This window comes from Nostoc sp. (assembly GCF_036917375.1).
Classification (GTDB): Bacteria; Cyanobacteriota; Cyanobacteriia; order Cyanobacteriales; family Nostocaceae; genus Nostoc.
The window spans coordinates 95,566-113,580 of record NZ_JBALDN010000026.1 but is presented as its reverse complement, the minus strand read 5'-3'; the positions used below and the strand labels follow the sequence as shown (position 1 = coordinate 113,580).

Annotated in this window: 11 protein-coding genes and 1 pseudogene; 1 reads left to right on the top strand and 11 read right to left on the bottom strand. The window is 38.8% G+C overall.

The window, feature by feature from the left end:
• Positions 1 to 789: 789 nt before the first annotated feature.
• The 6 genes and pseudogenes from V7K45_RS06845 to V7K45_RS06820 form a co-directional block, all read right to left on the bottom strand.
• Positions 790 to 2,355 (bottom strand): GMC family oxidoreductase, encoded by a 1,566-nt coding sequence (locus V7K45_RS06845; protein ID WP_335001667.1) that lies wholly within the window; start codon positions 2,353 to 2,355, stop codon positions 790 to 792.
• Positions 2,352 to 3,182 (bottom strand): MIP/aquaporin family protein, encoded by an 831-nt coding sequence (locus V7K45_RS06840; RefSeq protein WP_335001665.1) that lies wholly within the window; start codon positions 3,180 to 3,182, stop codon positions 2,352 to 2,354. Before V7K45_RS06840 ends, V7K45_RS06845 begins: the two co-directional genes overlap by 4 nt.
• Complete coding sequence (locus tag V7K45_RS06835) at positions 3,169 to 5,841, bottom strand: MGH1-like glycoside hydrolase domain-containing protein (protein ID WP_335001663.1); 2,673 nt, start codon at positions 5,839 to 5,841, stop codon at positions 3,169 to 3,171. The genes V7K45_RS06840 and V7K45_RS06835 overlap by 14 nt, the downstream gene beginning before the upstream one ends.
• 17 nt (positions 5,842 to 5,858) lie before the next feature.
• Complete coding sequence (locus V7K45_RS06830) at positions 5,859 to 6,221, bottom strand: hypothetical protein (protein ID WP_335001661.1); 363 nt, start codon at positions 6,219 to 6,221, stop codon at positions 5,859 to 5,861.
• Entirely contained in the window at positions 6,181 to 6,963 is a 783-nt protein-coding gene (locus tag V7K45_RS06825; protein ID WP_335001659.1) for a glucose 1-dehydrogenase, read from the bottom strand. Before V7K45_RS06825 ends, V7K45_RS06830 begins: the two co-directional genes overlap by 41 nt.
• A 199-nt stretch (positions 6,964 to 7,162) precedes the next feature.
• Positions 7,163 to 7,366 (bottom strand): annotated as a pseudogene (locus V7K45_RS06820) (DUF1348 family protein); the annotation flags it as partial.
• A 552-nt stretch (positions 7,367 to 7,918) separates the two neighbouring features.
• On the opposite strand from V7K45_RS06820, the gene V7K45_RS06815 reads away from it, so the two are divergent.
• Positions 7,919 to 10,390 carry a hypothetical protein gene (locus tag V7K45_RS06815; RefSeq protein ID WP_335001657.1) on the top strand — a complete coding sequence of 824 codons (2,472 nt, stop codon included), beginning with the start codon at positions 7,919 to 7,921 and terminating at the stop codon, positions 10,388 to 10,390.
• Positions 10,391 to 10,624: 234 nt separating this feature from the next.
• On the opposite strand, the gene V7K45_RS06810 is transcribed toward V7K45_RS06815, so the two are convergent.
• The 5 genes from V7K45_RS06810 to V7K45_RS06790 form a co-directional block, all read right to left on the bottom strand.
• Positions 10,625 to 11,035, bottom strand: coding sequence for a hypothetical protein (locus tag V7K45_RS06810; RefSeq protein ID WP_335001655.1), 411 nt, complete (start codon positions 11,033 to 11,035; stop codon positions 10,625 to 10,627).
• 42 nt (positions 11,036 to 11,077) lie between these two features.
• Positions 11,078 to 12,763: a GUN4 domain-containing protein gene (locus V7K45_RS06805; RefSeq protein ID WP_335001653.1), complete on the bottom strand. Its 1,686-nt coding sequence runs from the start codon at positions 12,761 to 12,763 to the stop codon at positions 11,078 to 11,080.
• A gap of 28 nt (positions 12,764 to 12,791) precedes the next feature.
• Positions 12,792 to 14,837 (bottom strand): ABC transporter ATP-binding protein/permease, encoded by a 2,046-nt coding sequence (locus V7K45_RS06800; RefSeq protein ID WP_335001651.1) that lies wholly within the window; start codon positions 14,835 to 14,837, stop codon positions 12,792 to 12,794.
• A gap of 271 nt (positions 14,838 to 15,108) precedes the next feature.
• Positions 15,109 to 15,513: a hypothetical protein gene (locus V7K45_RS06795; RefSeq protein ID WP_335001649.1), complete on the bottom strand. Its 405-nt coding sequence runs from the start codon at positions 15,511 to 15,513 to the stop codon at positions 15,109 to 15,111.
• A gap of 128 nt (positions 15,514 to 15,641) precedes the next feature.
• A complete protein-coding gene (locus V7K45_RS06790; protein ID WP_335001647.1) occupies positions 15,642 to 17,924 on the bottom strand; it encodes a patatin-like phospholipase family protein in 2,283 nt (760 codons plus the stop codon).
• Positions 17,925 to 18,015: the final 91 nt, after the last annotated feature.

Genomic DNA, 18,015 nt, shown 5'->3' with positions numbered 1-18,015 from the left:
TTCTCTAAAATGAGGCAACAGATGTAAATCAGAAAAGTCTTGCTGTATCTAAGTTTCTTAATTGCGAATGGGCGAAAAAGCGAACTTGTACTGAGCGTAGCCGAAGTATTGCGAATTGGTATAAAGCCGTGAGTCCACCAATATTCTTGAGCTTGAAAACCAACTGATATCATGTCCGCCAAATTACCCGTAATAAAAGAACCCCACCCCGCCAAAGCTGTGCTTTGTCTCCTCTCCCCGCAGGCCTACGGTGTACACACAAGTCTTCTCGCAGCCATATCTTTATTAAGAAATAAATCTCGCGCTACGTTTCTATCCGCCTCGGAATGAATTCCGAGTCTTATAGCCCTGAACTTTAGTTCTGGGCGGGATGTCAATAAGTGTGACGGTTTAAAATGTGGGTAAAAGAGTTGAAGTGTATGTGGACAGTACTTGTGTGTACACCGTAGCCGCAGGCGGGGAGGGTCGGGGGTGGGGTGATTCGGGTTTAATAAGTAATCAAGCGGACATAATATGAGTAGGAGTTAACAAAAGAAAACTCTTGATGAGTTTCCAAAAATAGCACGCACTTCTCTATCTAAGTAGGATCAATCACAATACGGTTCGGATAAGCATTTTTCACTTTCCTTGTGGTCTGGGGAATGGGTTTGCGGGTAAAGGGTAAAGGATGTATTGAAAACCTTTCCCCTTTTCCCTTTGCCCTTTAACCGAACCGTATTGGGATCAATTAGGTCATCTAAGTCCATGAGAAATAAGTACTTACCAGTTGCATAAGTAATGAAGGTATTGTTATTTCAAGCGTTCTAGTAAACGATCGCCAACTCGCAATGAATTAGCAATAATGGTCAGCGTGGGATTGACGGCGGAACTGGATGGAAAGAAGCTGCCATCGACAACATAGAGATTATCCACATCATGGGTACGGCAATTCAGATCCAGTACAGAAGTCTTTGGGTCTTCTCCAAAACGACAAGTACCACATTGATGACCAACCGATTGTAGTGGCATCATGTTGCGGGGATAGAGACTAAACGGAATACAATGTTCTGCCCGATCGACCTGCTTGAGAACACCTACCCAGCGTTTAGCTAGGCGATCGCTTGCTTCTAAATTATTGGGTTTATAGTTTAAGTAAAGGCGCTCTTTTTCTACCCGCACGCGATTCTCAGGATCGGGTAAGTCTTCTGTTTGCAACCACCAGCCAACTGTATGGTCGGCAACTGTTTTCAGTTCTGCCCCTGGTCGCAGTCTTAATAGTGGAGCCATCAGTGCCGGAACTTCGGCGGGTAGCATATCTGCCAAGACGTTGCCAGTATTTTGTACCAAGCCCATTGGGTAGGGAAAATCAGATTCGCCCCAATAAAAATCACTAATGGCGATCGTTTTTTGATAAACAGATGGATTGAGTTTTGTATTTAGTTGCACCATTGCCATGCAAACATGTTTCATCAGGTTGCGCCCCACGCGATCGGAACTGTTGGCTAATCCGTTGGGATGTTGGTCATTGTGCGATCGCAATAACAATGCTGCTGAGTTAATCGCGCCGCAAGCAACTACAACAACATCACCTGTAAAGAATTGAGTTTCGCCGTCAATCTCAGCTTCTACGCGGGTGACTTCTCGACCAGACGGACTTGTATGTAAGCGTGTGACTTTGGCTTCAGTCAGTAAAGTAATATTTTCACTATGGCGAATGTGTTGAATACAGTTAATTTCAGCATCGGCTTTACCTTGAGTTAAACAAGGAAAACCATCGCAGGTATTACAACGAATACAGTTCCCCAGGCTTTTATCTACTTCATTAAGTTTCAATCCCAACGGCAGATTAAAGGGATGCAAACCAGCTTGCCTCAGACCGTTAACAAGTTCCTGCATTCGGGGTTCATGGTGTACGGGAGGATGAGGATAAGGTAAACTCCTGGCTGCCTCGGTGGGATCGATACCCCCTTGACCGTGGACATCATAAAGCTGCTCTGCTTGAGTGTAGTACGGTTCAAAGTCGCGGTATTTTAATGGCCATTCTGGTGAAATGCCGTCCTTGTGTTCCACCTGCTCAAAATCGCGTTCGCGTAGTCGCAACAAAGCTGCACCGTAAACTTTGGTATTACCACCAACCCAGTAGTTCGTTGCTGGACGGAAGGGTTTATGATTTACGTCGTACCACTGCTCTGGAGTGTGATACCGTTCTTTTTGGTAAACTTCCAGCGCACTCCAGTTTTCTTTTTCTCGCGGTAAAAATTTACCCCGTTCCAAAATTAAAATTTTCTTGCCACTGGGTGCAAGATGATAGGCTAAAGTGCCACCACCCGCCCCAGTGCCGATGATAATCGCATCATAATGAGTGTTCGTTGTCATGATTGTTCTCCTGGAATTGGCAGGCGATCGCTCAAATCGATTTTGCCGTGACGATTGTAGTCACAGCGAAAAATACAGCGTTTGTGATTGGCGTGATGCAATTTGGCACACTTAACGGCGCGTTTGCCAAATAGATATTGATATACTCCAGATGCCAGAAACATCCCCGCAGGTGGCACAATTACATATAGCCAAAATGCTGTCCAAATGTGAGCAGGTAATGCAGAAGCCAGACTGCGGGCAGGGTTCATGCCAAAGCCAGATAGAGGAGCTTCAAAAAAAACGTAAAGCATTACCAGAAATCCGGCAAATAGTCCTGTAAAGCGATTGAGTTTCTGGTTGTTACTACTTAGCAGCACGGTCATCATCATTACAAACGCAATGAATAGTTCGCCCAAGGCAGCCACAACCCAACCTGATTTTCCTGGTACGGTGACGATATAATTCACAGGCACTTTGGTGAATACCTGACCCAGCAATAATGCCACCAAATAAACCCCAAACAATCCGCCCAAACATTGAAACAGAATGTAAAAAATAGCATCCTGACGTTTGACTTTTCCCAGACGATAGAATGTGAGCGTGACAGCAGGATTCATGTGTGCGCCGGATTGCTTGCCCCAAGGCGAATAAATGAGAGTAATTGCTGTCAAACCCATGACCACACCAATTAAAAACCGACGCAAATCGCCATTGGGAATTGCTTGATGAATTGGGGAACCAGGATACTGAAACACACAGGTAAATATTCCCGCAGCAATCAGAAATAATGCTAGCTGTGCTGCTTCCATTAAGTATTCTGGTAAATGCTTTCTAAATGTTTCCATGCTGCTCTTGCGCTCGGTGTTCAGCATTTTGGAGAATTAGCGCGGCGACTAACCCTGTCCAGCCTGTTTGATGACTGGCTCCAATACCCGCCCCGTTGTCTCCATGAAAGTATTCGTGGAATAAAATATAGTTGCGCCAATGGGGATCGGATTGAAATATTTCCAGACCGCCATATACCGGACGACGACCAGCAGGATCTTGCTCAAAAATCGCAACTAGGCGATGAGAAAGGGCGATCGCTACTTCCTTTAATGTCATTTCTTGCCCGGAACCTGTGGGATATTCCACCTTCAAGCTATCTCCGAAGTAATCATAAAACCTCCACAGTGATTCAATAATTAAGTAGTTTACCGGAAACCAAATCGGGCCACGCCAGTTAGAGTTACCGCCAAACAAACCTGTGGTAGATTCGGCGGGTTCGTAACGAACGCAGTAATCATGTTCGTCTTGATGTAAAACATAAGGATCTTTGAGGTGATGCTTGGAGATGGCGCGAATTCCGTAATCGCTCAAGAATTCATTCTCGTCGAGCATCCGTTGCAAAATACGTTGTAACTTTGTCTTGTAAGCGATCGCTAACAGTCTTCTCGCACCTACCCCCGGTGTTTCCATACAGGCGACATTATCTTTTAAATCTGGGCGATTGCGAATGAACCATTCCATCCGACGCTTGAAGCCTGGAAAACGCTCTAAAGTTTCTAATTCCAGCACTGTGACAGCGTGAAGGGGAATTAACCCAACCATTGAGCGCACTTTGACGGGAAATTGCCGTCCATCGGGTAAATGCAGGGCATCGTAGTAAAAGCCGTCTTCTTCATTCCATAGTGCAATATCTGCATTCCCAATGCCGTCAATGGCATCAGCAATGTAGAGAAAATGCTCGAAGAACTTGCTGGCAATGTCTTCGTAGGTAGAATCTTCTTTGGCGAGTTCCAGTGCGATCGCTAGCATATTTAAACAGTACATTCCCATCCAGCTTGTACCATCTGCTTGATTGAGATGGCCGCCTGTAGGTAGTTCATTGCTGCGGTCAAATACTCCGATGTTGTCCAGTCCCAAAAACCCGCCCTGAAATACGTTCTTACCTTCTATATCTTTGCGATTTACCCACCAAGTAAAATTCAGCAACAGCTTGTGAAAGACCTTTTCTAGAAAAGCGCGATCGGCTTTTTTGCAAGACTTCTGCTCGATTTGATAAACCCGCAAAGCTGCCCACGCTTGCACGGGGGGATTAACATCACCAAATGCCCATTCGTAAGCAGGTAATTGACCATTGGGCTGCATATACCATTCTCGTGTAAGGCGGTCAAGCTGCAACTTAGCAAAATTTGGATCGATGACAGCTAGGGGAATCAAGTGAAATGCTAAATCCCAAGCAGCAAACCAAGGGTATTCCCACTTGTCTGGCATCGAGAGAATATCTTCGCTGAACAGAGAAATCCACTCATGGTTGCGTCCAGCCTGTCGTTCCGGTGGAGGTGGCGGTTGTTGGGGATCGCCCTTGAGCCAGTCATGGACGACATAGTTATAATACTGCTTGCTCCATAGCAAGCCGGCAAAGGCTTGACGCTGAATATTGCGCTCATCTTCTGACACGGGAAAGGGACAAATGCCCTGATAAAATTCATCAGCTTCGGCAATCCGTGTCTGGAAAATTGTGTCAAAATCTTTGCCAAAAGGATCTGTGAGTGTTTGCACATCGCTCAACCGCAGGCGCACAACTTTAGTTTCACCTGGATTGATAGTTAATTTGTAGTGAGGGGCAAACTTTGTACCTATACGTTTGGGATTGACGGCTGCTGTTTTCCCATTTACCACATACTCATTAATGCCATCTTTGACATAAGGTGAGTCATTGTTGTAACCAAATAATCGTTCGTAATTGGTTTCGTTGTCGGTAAACAGAAGTTCTGTATCTCCTTGGCAGTAAAGCCAACGAGTTCCCAGGTGAGAATTCTCGGCTTCAATTAAACTGAAGTTGGAATCTGAGCTAACCACTTTCATAAAAGGTTTCTCAATTTCGGGATTCCAAGCCCAGATATTCCGAAACCAAAGTGTTGGCAGTAGATGGAGTGTGCTGGTTTCTGAACTGCGATTAGCGATCGCAATTTGAATCAAAATATCTTCCGGTGCGGCTTTGGCATACTCGACAAAAACATCAAAATAACGCTTCTCGGCAAAGATCCCCGTATCAAGTAGCTCAAACTCCGGCTCAAATTTGCTTCTGCGCCGATTTTCTTCTACCAGTTGGGTGTAGGGAAATGCTTCTTGGGGATACTTGTACAAGCATTTCATGTAGGAATGGGTGGGCGTATTGTCAAGATAAAAGTAATACTCTTTAACATCCTCACCGTGATTACCTTCTGTGCCCGTTAGTCCAAAGAGTCGTTCTTTGAGAATGGGATCGTTACCATTCCACAGAGCGATCGCAAAACACAAACGTTGCCGACTATCGGAAATACCAGCAATGCCATCTTCGCCCCAACGATAAACACGCGATCGGGCATGATCGTGAGGAAAATAATCCCAGGCAGAACCATCTCGGCTGTAATCTTCTCGCACCGTTCCCCATTGGCGATCGCTGAGATAAGGCCCCCAGCGTTTCCAGTAGGCAACACGTTCTCGATCCTGCTGCAATCTTACTTCTTCTGGAGTCATGTCACTTTGCTCCGAATTCAAACTTCAAAATTCAAAATGGGCATGGAGAATGAGTCTTTGAACTCCATTAATGAGTCTTTGAACTCCATTAATGAGGCTTTGAACTCCATTAATGAGTCTTTGAGCTTCATTAATGAGGCTTTGAACTCCATTAATGAGTCTTTGAACTCCATTAATGAGGCTTTGAACTCCATTAATGAGTCTTTGAGCTTCATTAATGAGTCTTTGAACTCCATTAATGAGTCTTTGAGCTTCATTAATGAGGCTTTGAACTCCATTAATGAGCCTTTGAACTTCACTCTTCTACCTTCTGCCTCCTGCCTCCTGCCCCCTGCCTCTCTATTGCTCTTGATAATTCCAGAGCAATCCACCGTCAACAAAAAATGTTGTACCTGTTACATAATCTGACTCAGAAGATGCGAGAAATGCAACTATAGATGCAACATCTCCTGGTTGTCCCAATCTTCCCAAGGGAATGTTTTTCAGGAGCGCCCCTAACTTTTGTGGATCGTTTAAAAGTTTAGTATTTATGGGAGTTTCAATTGCCCCTGGCGCAACATTATTAATATTAATGCCATAAGGAGCCAGTTCCACAGCCAAATTACGGGTGAGCATTTTCAAGCCACCTTTACTAGCACAGTAGGCAGCAAAGTGCGGAAAAGGTAATTCTTCATGTACAGAACTAATATTAATAATCTTGCCAGGTTGCTTTGTTTCTAGTAGGTGCTGCACAAATGCTTGTGTGGCAAAGAATATTCCTTTGAGATTCACATTCATAACAGCATCGTAATCGGCTTCAGTAACATCCCAAAAATTGGCGTTTTTTTCTATCCCTGCATTGTTAACTAAGATATCTAACTTGCCAAAGTGCGAAATACTGTCTGCAATCATGCGTTGCACATCGGCAACCTTACCTGTATCTCCTTGAATTGTGAACCCGTCTACGATATGGCACTGACCACCAGCAGCTTTTACCTTCGACAAGGTTTCTTCTGCCCCTTCAGGATGAGAGCGATAGTTAATAACAATACTTGCTCCTTCCTGTGCTAGACGAATTGCGATCGCCTGTCCTATCCCTTGACTACTCCCTGTAACCAGTGCAATTTTCTCTTTTAGTTTCATATACCTGTTCCAATGACTTTAGTATTGAAAGCGCTCTGTTACATCAAGTCCAGTTAATTAACGATGGTTCGATATATCTATGCAAAAATCTAAAACTCTTTTCTCCCTGGCTCTCTGCCCACTGTGGTATGAATAAGTCTTTCACTGGATATAATACAACACTATAGAATCCGATTTGTCTCGGTATCCATGATCACCTTCATCCTAGAACTAAGCTAGCGTAAGCAAACCGGACTGCAATTCGGTTGTCCTGAAAAGCCCAAAGCTCTTTGAGCGGACGGTAGTCTAATTCTTTAAGCCACTTACGTGTCAAGAACTGAACGATCGCCTCACGACCAGATAGAAACTCTGAACGGTTGCGCCAAACGCTATCCGATGTGTAAGCAAGTGCTACTAGTTCAGGGTTACGTGTGTTTCAAGCATCCTCATTACCTCAAAAGCAGTTTGATACAGCTCAAATAACTTTTCTTTTCTGTTTGTTCTGGCGCGTTCAGCGAAGCCGATCCCTTTGGATTCACCTGCAACATTTGCAATCATTAGGCATGCAACCAGGGTGCGATCGCCAAGCTAAAATTCAATCTCTCCATCTTGAACATAAAATTGATTCATTTTCACGGCGTGCCGATGGGGAGGCGTACTTCAACCAACCTATTAGTTCGCCAAGTCCACTTGGCGGGGTAAAGGGGAAGGGTGAAGGGGGAAAGGTTTTAAATCCCTTACCCTTTCCCCTTTCCCCAACTCTCACAAGCGCATTTTTGGGTTAGCATACTATACGCATTGCTGCTAGCTTTTCTGGTTTAGTAATTTCTGGCAATTGGATCGAGTCCTGGATCGGTTTGTTGTCAAAGTGGGATATGATTGTATATTTTGTTTTGGATGGCGATACTAGGTAGAGCAATCATAGAGTAACTCTTGAGAGGATAATCTGGCATAACCCAAACTATACAACTTACTTATGGCTAATAGCATCGATTTAACAACAATTACCTTACCTAATGCCATCAAATTAAAACTTGGATTTTCAGAGGATGTAAATTTAGTCTACTCAAGTTCAGAAACTTATTTAGATTTTGACAAAAATTTGCAGTTAAATTTAGACAAAATTTTTAGCATTCATAGTAAAATCCCATACATAAATGCGGCGCTCGATAGAATTATTTTTGAAGTATTTGAAAACCCTGAAATTAGAATATCTGCACCGAAATACAAAATTAATAAAACTTCTCAAGAAGTTGAACTCAGCTTTAAAGGATTACTGAATGACCAAGATATTGAATTATTTTTTGGCAAGCAAACCACATTAAAATATAAATTAAATGAAGATTTTGTTTTTAGCAAACTAGATAGTAAACTTCCTATTCTCAATGATTTAAAATTAAACAACCCAGAGCTAATCATCACCGATACTGAACATGGTTTTATACATTCAAAATTAGGTTCCATTAACTTAAGCAGAGGATTCAACTTTATTGGAAATATTGATTTCAATAATCTCCAGACAAATTTCAGCAGTTTTATTCATAGAAGTTTAGGAATTGGGTGCTTAGAAGCGATAATTAACTTTAATCCGGCAGGACAAGTTAGCTTAACAGGTAATATTGCTGGCGATATTCAGCTATTTTCCCAGCAACAATTTAAGGCTACTTTTAATAACTTGCTCATAGAATTAAATATTGGTGCTGATTTAGAGCCAAACTTTGGATTAACTGGAAATTTAATTCTTCAAGGCTACGATCCCACCCAAGAAAAAGAACCTAAGCTATTTCTCTCTGGTAGTCTCTCCCTCGAACCCGAATCTTTAACAGCATACTTTTGTCAGCAAGGTGAAAAATCTTGGTTTAATCCCTATGGATTGGTAGGAACTGAACTTCGCAATATCAGGTTTCAAGGAGGTGGAACGTATTTACCTCCTTACTTCGATAACTTTGGCTTCATTGGTGATTTGAAATGGAAAAAAACAGACCTTGAGGTAGCTTTTCTCATGGACACTAACGATCCTGAAAGATTAGCTTTAATTTTAAATCCCAAGCAAGCGGTTAGCTTAATAGATTTATGGCGAGGGCCAGTCACTTCCTTTCTTAGTAAACAAGTAGGTTATGCAACTGATTTAGTTAACAAAGCACTAAGGCTTTTAGAAAGCTTAGTGAACTTAAATATCGAATCAATTGATGGGGATGGAGACGGAAAAATTAATCCTTTAATTAAGTATGTTCCTTTTCCAACAATAATTGCGGCTCAAGCAATATCAGAAGGTTTAGAAATTAATGGCAAAATTAATGCTTGGGGGCATGAGGCAATTTTAATCCTTCAAGGAGATAAAAGTTTTAATAATATCTCTGGTTTATTAAAAGTTCTGGAAATTGATTTAGGATTTCTGAAAATCAAGGGAACGGATGACGATAGCTTAGATTTATCTTTAAAGGTAACGCCTAGTGAGCAGTATCTTCAGGGAGATGGTTATCTAGAAATTATTGACAACGAAATTGCAAATGTTGAATTTAAAATTACCCCTACCAATACTACCTTTAAAAACTTTGACTTGAGTTTAGGCAATCTGTTGAGTATTGATGTTGATGCCCTGAGTCTCGATATAAAATCTGGTATCGGTAGTGGTTTAGGAACAATTTCAGTTTTTGGGAATACCCTAGCAGGCATTATGTTTGATGTTACTCAAAATAGTGTTAATCTGAGGGATATTCGGCTGAATTTAGCAGGTTTCTTAACTTTGACTATTCCGAACCTCACAGTTAATTTGAAGAATCAAAGCGCAACCGGAACAGCAAATATTGTTGCTTTTAATCAATCTTTGGGTAGCGGCACTTTATCATTTAACACTCAAAACGTTTCAATTAATAATGTATCTCTTAATTTAGGCAATGTTATAAAGCTCAATGTTCCTAGTTTAAAACTTGATTTAACTAATAAAAAGGTTTTTGGTTTAGGTGATGTTACTCTCTTAGGCAAACAATTCACGGCGTTAGGTATCAGTCTGAACGAGAACGGATTTCAAGCTACAAGTAATTTCAATTTTGGGATTTTAGCTTTCAATGGCGCTACAGTTACTCTGAGCAAAGGAGCTAATGGTAATATTAATAATTCTGCCAGTATTGCAGGAAGCCTCAAGTTTTTAGGCTACACCTTTGCCAATATCACGGCTAGCATTACTAGCAGCCAATTAATTGCATCCGGTAGTTTTAATTTTGGTGGTATTTTAATACTTAAAGGAGCAAATAATCGAAAGAATGCAACAATAACGCTTAACAGACCAAAAAACGGACTGTACAATTGGGTTAGTATTATGGGTAGCTTTTATGTGTTGGGTCAAGAGTTAACATCACTTAGTATCCACCACAATAGTAGTACTTTAAAAATTTTAGGTATGCACATTATCAGAAAGCTCAACCGTCCAAAAGGAATACATAAGTAAGGTAAAAACGAGTTAAATTCAAGTTCTAGTTAGTCTTAATGGCACTAAACTAGGTTAGCACAATCAATTTTGCAAGCTCTAAGATTTTTTAAGCTCTCTATGCATAAAATTAATATTATTAATATTGTAAATTAAGTTCAAAAAGTCTACTAACAAAATACGAGAACGTCAAAATTTACACAGACTTAATATGTTATCTAGGTTTTTAAGTTATATTCCAAAAATGGAAAAGTATTAATTTATTTTTTTACCAGTAATTCTCTGATTATCATTGCTTATTAGAAACTCCGATCTATTAATTTCAATAACTTCATAATTCTCTGTTATAAATATAGAGTAGATGCTAGCTATCATATCTGCCAAATCTACTTTAGATAATATCAGTAATCGCAAATTGAAAAATGATTTAGGAACAGTTTTAACAATTAAACATAATCTTCTATCATTTACGTGCCATACACCAGTAAATTTATTACCTGTGATAAATTCGCTGGGTTTAGATAAAAGAAACGTTTGAATTCTAGTTTGTTCATAAGTCATATTATCCTTAAATTCAATAGAAATTTTTTCCCAATTTGTATTAAAACGCCATTTTCCAAAAAGTAAAATTTCTATTTCTGTATCAGATAGATTCATATTATTCATTGGTTTTCTCCCCTATTATTAATTAAATAACGTGCAATTCACTCATGGTAAAGTTTCATGACATATTTTGACACGAGTAAAAAATAAGTGCATCTGCCATACTAGCCAAGATCCAACTCGCCAAGCTGCCATTGACAGGGGGGTTGTAGATGAATGTGAAGGTATGTCTAATATATTTTGGTCATAATGTAACCATTTAACTGGTAGATGTCCCATCGGTGTCGTTGGGGATAATTTAAAAGTTAGTTGGTCGTAATTTAACCAGTTTCCCTCTTTTCGCCAACCCAAGCGATCGCCAAGTCTTTTTTCTGTTTCATAATCTATTTGACCGCCTATTTCGTTCCAAATACTTTGCTGAATACTAAAGCCAAAGTAACCATGACTGTATTGTTGCCAAAGTCGATCGATTTTATGAAAAGCTTGGCATGAAAAGTTAAGAATATCTTGTTTATAAACTTCATTCCAATCATTCTTACCCATGACTTGTAGCATTAATTTAGCTGTTTCAATATCAGCTTCTTGCCACTTGTACTGCGTAAGAAGGTTTTGCAATTTACTGTAATCAATATGACAATTAATTTTAAATTCTGTGGTAAGCTCAAGATCAATATTATTAGGTTGTTCCGCAAATTCTATTTTCTCGATAAAAAGTTGAGGAGAAGGAAAAACAATATCTGCTTCTTCTATCCCTAGCACTTTCTTTTGAGCAACCAGTTGAGTAGACATATAATTAGATATTAGATAAATCGCTTGATTTAAAGTTATCTCACCTTTACTTAGCTCGAAGTTATGAACCTGTAAATCTAATAATTGTGACTGAAAAAAAGCATCTTGCAGTCTATCTTTTTTATCATAACTTGCCACTAATAAATTGAGAATGTCATGAGATATTTTACTAGAATCTTGTATTGTCAATAAATTAACTTGAGAATTTAGAGTACTACTTGCTAAATTTTGAATTTCTCCTACAATTGTGTAAAAATCTGCATCTACTTTTACTACATTATCTATTAAAGATTGAAACGGACTAAAGTAATCTTGTAGAGACTTTTCTAGATTAATTGCTGTTTCAGCTATTTTTGCAATTTCTTGACGAATTTTTGTAGCTTTGACTTGATATTCATAAATTTCTTGATACACCTCTATATCTTTGAGTATTGTCTGAATAGCTTGCTTTTGATTTTTGGTATCTTCCGCTAAATTTTTGATTCCTTCACTGAGTAGTTTTACTTTTTCTAAAATTAAAAAGTTAGTATTACTTAACAACAAAGTAGATTTTAAATTTTCTTCTTCTTCCCATTTTAACTTGTCAATGATTTGAGAATTTTTATTGTTCTTTATTTCTAACTTACTTCTTTCTTCATTTACTTTTCTAATTTCATAATATTTTTGGTTAAATAGATTTTTCCAGTCATCTATAAATTTTAATAAAAAAGTTTGATAACTATTTTTATAATTTTCTAAAAAATCTAGAAGTTGAGTATAATCGGAAATTAATGATTTAACCTCTGCTAAAGTTTCTCTTTGACTAATTTCTTTTTTCCATTTAATTATTCCCCAAAAATAAGAATGATATTTAGTACCTTCTTTAACTAAGCTTTGGCATTTTCTAATTTTTCGTTGAACTTTTTTTAGTTTGGGATTTCTTAAGGTGGGAAATTTGTAAGATTTTTCATAAATCGTAATAGATTTATAAGTAACTAATTGTTTTTGCTTTTTAGTTAGCATCACTTATTTTGAAATATACAAATAGTTACTAAGCTCTTACCCATTTCAATACCTCCGGGTTTTTGTTATAGCAGTAGGTTACACCATCCTTAGTAGTAATGGACTTTTGTTGACTAGCCTTGCTTCTGATCGTAGTAAGAGAATAGTCTGTTAATACCTGAAGCTCTTTATGAGAAAGTCCTATAATTGTGGCGTAGACGCTTTGCAGCTTGTCGTTAGACATCGCTGCTGATTCTGGTTTCATTTTGAGTTCATCTTTCGGATAAATATCTATCGTAATTTGCTCCTTTTCAACTGGTTTAATAACAATCCCTTTTTGCAATTGATAATCTGGCATAGAAACAAGTTGCCAATTAGATTCTTGTGAAAGTTCTAACACCCATTGATGATAATTAAATAAGCTTTCTCTATGACCAACGCTGATAAAAGTTGTTTTCGTTGATTGTAACTGTTGATATAAATTACCTTCGTTATTTAAATCTAAAGCACTCGTTGCTTCATCTAAGATAGTGAAACTAGGATGTGTAATTAATAGCCGTGCAAAAGCGAGGCGTTGTTGTTCTCCTAACGACAATATATTTTCCCAAGGAACTTCTGTATCAAAGCCATTTACGCGGGTAAGTAAGTGTTGCAGGTTAACTTGTTGCAAAATGTGTTCAAGTTCGCGATCGCTCATTTTCCTGTCTGTATGAGGATAAAGCAATTGTTCGCGCAAAGTTCCTAAAATGATATAAGGGCGCTGGGGTAAGAATAATACTTCTTTTAGAGGAGGACGCACTAGACGACCAGTTCCAGCATTCCACAAACCAGCGATCGCTCTCAACAAAGAACTTTTACCCCTACCACTAGGGCCAACAATCAATAAACCTTCTCCAGGCTCAACAGCAAATGATAAATTTTCAACAATCACCTGTTCATAATTTGGTGTTTGTAAAGTGACATTCTCAAAAGCTAAACGTTCTTCTTCTAGAATTTGAATAGTACTGACATTCTCTGGTTGTTTACTAGCAGCCTGTAGCGCATCTGAAAACTCTGCTAAACGCTTTACATAACTAGAAAATCGCCCAGAATTCCCAAACTCAGATATTAGTTCTCCTAAAGCATTAGAAAACATAAAGCAAGCAAAACTAGCTTGGTTAATTTGTCCATAATCAATTTGATCTTGAAGAAATAAAGGTGTAAGAATGAACATCGAGAATACGCTAATGGCAGACTGATATGCTCTGCCAAAAGCGTCTTGTCCCCTCTCTAAATTCAGCCTGCGTTCAGCAGTTTTTAAAACATTATTAAATCGTCGCTGAATTATATTTAATTCTTCATCTTCTCCTTGAAAAAAAGCAATTGATTCAGCGTGATTGCGAACATGAGTTAAGCAATAGGCAAAATCTGCTTTAAATGCAAGTTCTTCTTGGCTAACTTTATTTATTCCTTGATTCAAGTAAATAGCTATTAGATTACCTATAATTGTATAAATAACTAAATAAATTGCGATTTGTGAAGAAACTATCCAGATAATTATTAAAGCACTGACCATTTCTAAAGATTTTTCTAGTAAAGAAGATGAAAATCTCAAGCCAATACTAGTAATCGGTTCTATTTCTTGGGATAAGCGTTGATCTGGATTATCTATATCAGATTTAAAATTTATTTTATAATAAGCTTGATTGCTTAAATATTTTTCCAAAACATGAAAATTTAGCCATTTGTACCAGTCAAGAATTATTTTTTTTCTGACATATCTCAAAAGAGTCACTAACAAGACCATTCCTACGATAATGAGACTGGACATCCATAAAGTACTATTATATTTTTCAAGGTCTCTTTGTTCAATAACAATATCAATTACATAGCGATTCCAGTAACTATTTGCAGCATTTGCACCGACAATTACGACTATTAATAATACTAATAGAATGAGCATTACCCATGAGCGAATCACATCTGAAAATGCTCTTCCTTCTGTTTTTGTTGGATACCAATAAGGCCCGGCAACTACTTTCACATCCTGCCAAAATTGAATCAAGGCTGAAAAAGGATTTGTTGTATTTTGCTCGCGCACAGATGGAGTTTGCATATTCTAAAAATGTAGCCGTTACTAATTACATTAGGAATTTGGAAATGGCCTTTGAGAATTAAGTTAGACTCAAAAGCCATTTTTCCTTTTAGAGAATGTCTGAAAACTTTTATGGTGTTGTATTCGAGATTTGTAGTTCCCCCTAAATTCCCCTTTTTAAGGAGGACTTTAATTAAATTTCCTCTCTTTTTAAGGGGAGCCAGCTACGCTGTAAGGGTTAAGGCAGCCTAACAACTAGCGTAGTCTGCTAGGGGGGATCAAATCGAATGCACTAGGTCAATGGTTCGTCATCAACAATTTCGACTGTTCTCGGAAAAGGGCCTTGGTCAGGCTCAGTAACGACTACTGGGCTGATATGATGTTTCAGTTTGAGTTTTAACTCATCTGAAATGGGCAATTCTTGAATTTCTTTGAGAAGAAATCTGACAGATTCAGTTTTGCTACGTTCTGTATAGACGAGCTTGAGAATGTTTTCAATTCCAAATCCCGCTATATATTCCCCTAGAACGGCTACCAGCCCAAGCAAGCCTAAACCTCCTAAGAGGCCGAAAGGCCCGCCCAGCGTTGAAAGCATAGCGACAACGGCAGCGACATTACCCCCTGCTGCACCCGTTGCGATTACGAAAAGTATGCCAGGAAGGCCTAAACCAGAAATTTTTTTGACGAGTTCATCCATTGTACTTACCTACAATCCTTATAAAGTGAAAACATGACTAAGAGAGTCATTACTAATTTCTTTTGTGAAGAAATTAAAAGTCTTACATCTTGCACCATTTAGTTGGTGCAAGATATAAGAAATCTGATTTAGCTCAACAAAAGACTACACAGTTCATCGATTTGTTTACTTTTATTAGATATTAGTCGATGGGCTATAGCTTGTAACTGACGAGTATTTTGGAGTTTGGTATTATCTATTTCTTCTAGCTCACTATCTAACAATGTTTGAAAGCGATAATAAAAACTTTGAGCTTCTTTTTCAGTAGGTTCAAATAACTGTTCTAATTCTCCAGCTACCACTTCACTACTACCGTCAAACATAATATTTAAAAGCGGTCTTCCCCATTGTAAGAGTCCCCAATTTTTGACTTCTTTATAAGGGTAGACACTCGTCAGCGAACCTGTGCCTAAAGAAACTACTAAAATATCTTCTGTATTCAGGACTTTTTGGGCTTTTCGTTTACTACTAATTTGTGCTTCTAAAATAGCTAAATGGGCAGGATTATTAGCAAATACTCCACCATCGATTAAAGTATAGGCGATGCCGCTATTGTGGGGGTTTACAAGCCGATGAGGAGCAAAATAAGTCGGAGTGGCACTAGTTGCCAATGCCGCATCTAGGAGCGAAAAACCGCCACATAACTTCTGAAAATTCTTAGATTCTATTTGCTGCTTTTCTAGTTGATTTGTAAAAAATATCGGAATTCGCTGCTCGATATCGTAACTCGTTACAAAAACTTCTTTGAGATTATTTTCGATAAGGGCGTTACCAAAATATTGCCGGAAAATTTCTTCTTTGCTTTCGGAAGGATATTTTGGCTGGAGAAATATATCCTCTAATGGGCCAAGTAGTCTTTCAAACAAAGGCTCATAAAATATTTCTACCCCATACTCAAGAAAGAACTGTAGGAGATCCTCAGCAGTGTATTCAGCTACTGGCAAGTTCTCAGGTACATTGGAACTTAATCGGGGTTTAGTTAGTCCAAGTGCTAAAATTCCACCGCTGGAAGTGCCAGTAATTAAATCAAACAAGCTGAATATAGGCTTTTGTGTCCGCCTTTCAATTTCTGATAGGATTAATGCCGGAATAATGCCCCGAATACCGCCTCCATCAATGGAAAGTATTTTATATTTGGGACGGGCTTTTGTATTCATGGTTTCTGGCGATTCCTCCTGAGTTAATACTTGTGCTTGTTGGATATTGACGGGATCTTCAGTTTGGTCTGTTTTGGTTTCCTCGTCATGCGACTGAAGAGCGATCGCAGTTGGAATAATCTCGGATTCTTCGCTGTTTATTTCTGTCTGTTGAATTTCCTTTGGTTGGTTTTCGTCGTCGCTTACTAACGGCGATTCCTTTTGAGTTAATATTTGTGCTTGTTGGATATTAACGGAAGCTTCAGTTTGGTCTGTTTTGGTTTCTTCGTCATGTGGTTCGAGAGCGATCGCAGTTGGAATAATCTCGGATTCTTCGCTGTTTATTTCTGTCTGTTGAATTTCCTTTGATTGGTCTTCGTCGTCGCTTACTAACGATACCGTTGCTGCTAATAAACTTGTAGTTAGTGGTGAGATATTTTCTTCAGGAATAACTGCTGTCTCAGTTTGGATCTCTTCAAGTTGAATATCTTCTTGATTGGATGATTCTGCTGCAAATGGAACTGGATTTGATGATTGTGTTGCGAATGGAATTTCTGCTAAAGTCCAAATAGGATTACCACGAAAATTTCCTTGATAGGACTTTCCAGTTTGGTTTTTGACACTTGTACCTTGCCCATCGTCTAATTTCCAGTAAGCCACTAATCCTGATTCATCTCCGGCTATTTGCCCACAACGATGAGTCTGGATTTCTGCTTGAGTACAGGGATAATTCCAAACGCTAATGTTTGCTAATTGTCCTTTGAAATAGACCTGTTTGTGTAAGGTTGCTCCCAGAGTTATAGAACTTGTGGCTTTGTTTAAAGATGAACCTCTAAGAGAATCGTTATATTCGCGATCGTCAAGATATACGGTTACTTGACCACTATTAAAAACAATAGCAAAAAAGTGCCATTGTCCTATAGTTAATTCTCCTTGCCCAAAGGTTTTGATACCCTTGCTGACACTTTCATCAATGTAGACATCTAGGCTTCCTGTTTCACTGATACCGAATTCAAAGTTATCGCTAAATCTCTCTGAAGAACGGGCAAAAAATACATTGCGCGTTCCGTAACTAGTGGCTTTATTCGTTAGTTCGTATGGATTTACCCATCCTGAAACCGTAAAAGCTGAACTCCCTTGAGCGAAAACGCCGCCAATGTCGTTTCTGCCAAAATCTATATAATCATTTACCCCATTAAATGTTAAAACTGTTTGTGTATTTACTAGGTTGATCACAAGGATTTAATCTCCAAATGTAAATAATTCGTTTAAATAAGGAATTTAATATTAATAAATTTAATAGTGGAATCTCACTAACACCTTTAAA

Bases quoted from the DNA above. Each gene is read 5' to 3' on its own strand.
- V7K45_RS06825 (WP_335001659.1), bottom strand. From the start codon at position 6,963: ATGAAACTAAAAGAGAAAATTGCACTGGTTACAGGGAGTAGTCAAGGG.
- V7K45_RS06800 (WP_335001651.1), bottom strand. From the start codon at position 14,837: ATGCAAACTCCATCTGTGCGCGAGCAAAATACAACAAATCCTTTTTCA.
- V7K45_RS06840 (WP_335001665.1), bottom strand. From the start codon at position 3,182: ATGGAAACATTTAGAAAGCATTTACCAGAATACTTAATGGAAGCAGCA.
- V7K45_RS06815 (WP_335001657.1), top strand. From the start codon at position 7,919: ATGGCTAATAGCATCGATTTAACAACAATTACCTTACCTAATGCCATC.
- V7K45_RS06810 (WP_335001655.1), bottom strand. From the start codon at position 11,035: ATGAATAATATGAATCTATCTGATACAGAAATAGAAATTTTACTTTTT.
- V7K45_RS06805 (WP_335001653.1), bottom strand. From the start codon at position 12,763: ATGCTAACTAAAAAGCAAAAACAATTAGTTACTTATAAATCTATTACG.
- V7K45_RS06795 (WP_335001649.1), bottom strand. From the start codon at position 15,513: ATGGATGAACTCGTCAAAAAAATTTCTGGTTTAGGCCTTCCTGGCATA.
- V7K45_RS06845 (WP_335001667.1), bottom strand. From the start codon at position 2,355: ATGACAACGAACACTCATTATGATGCGATTATCATCGGCACTGGGGCG.
- V7K45_RS06835 (WP_335001663.1), bottom strand. From the start codon at position 5,841: ATGACTCCAGAAGAAGTAAGATTGCAGCAGGATCGAGAACGTGTTGCC.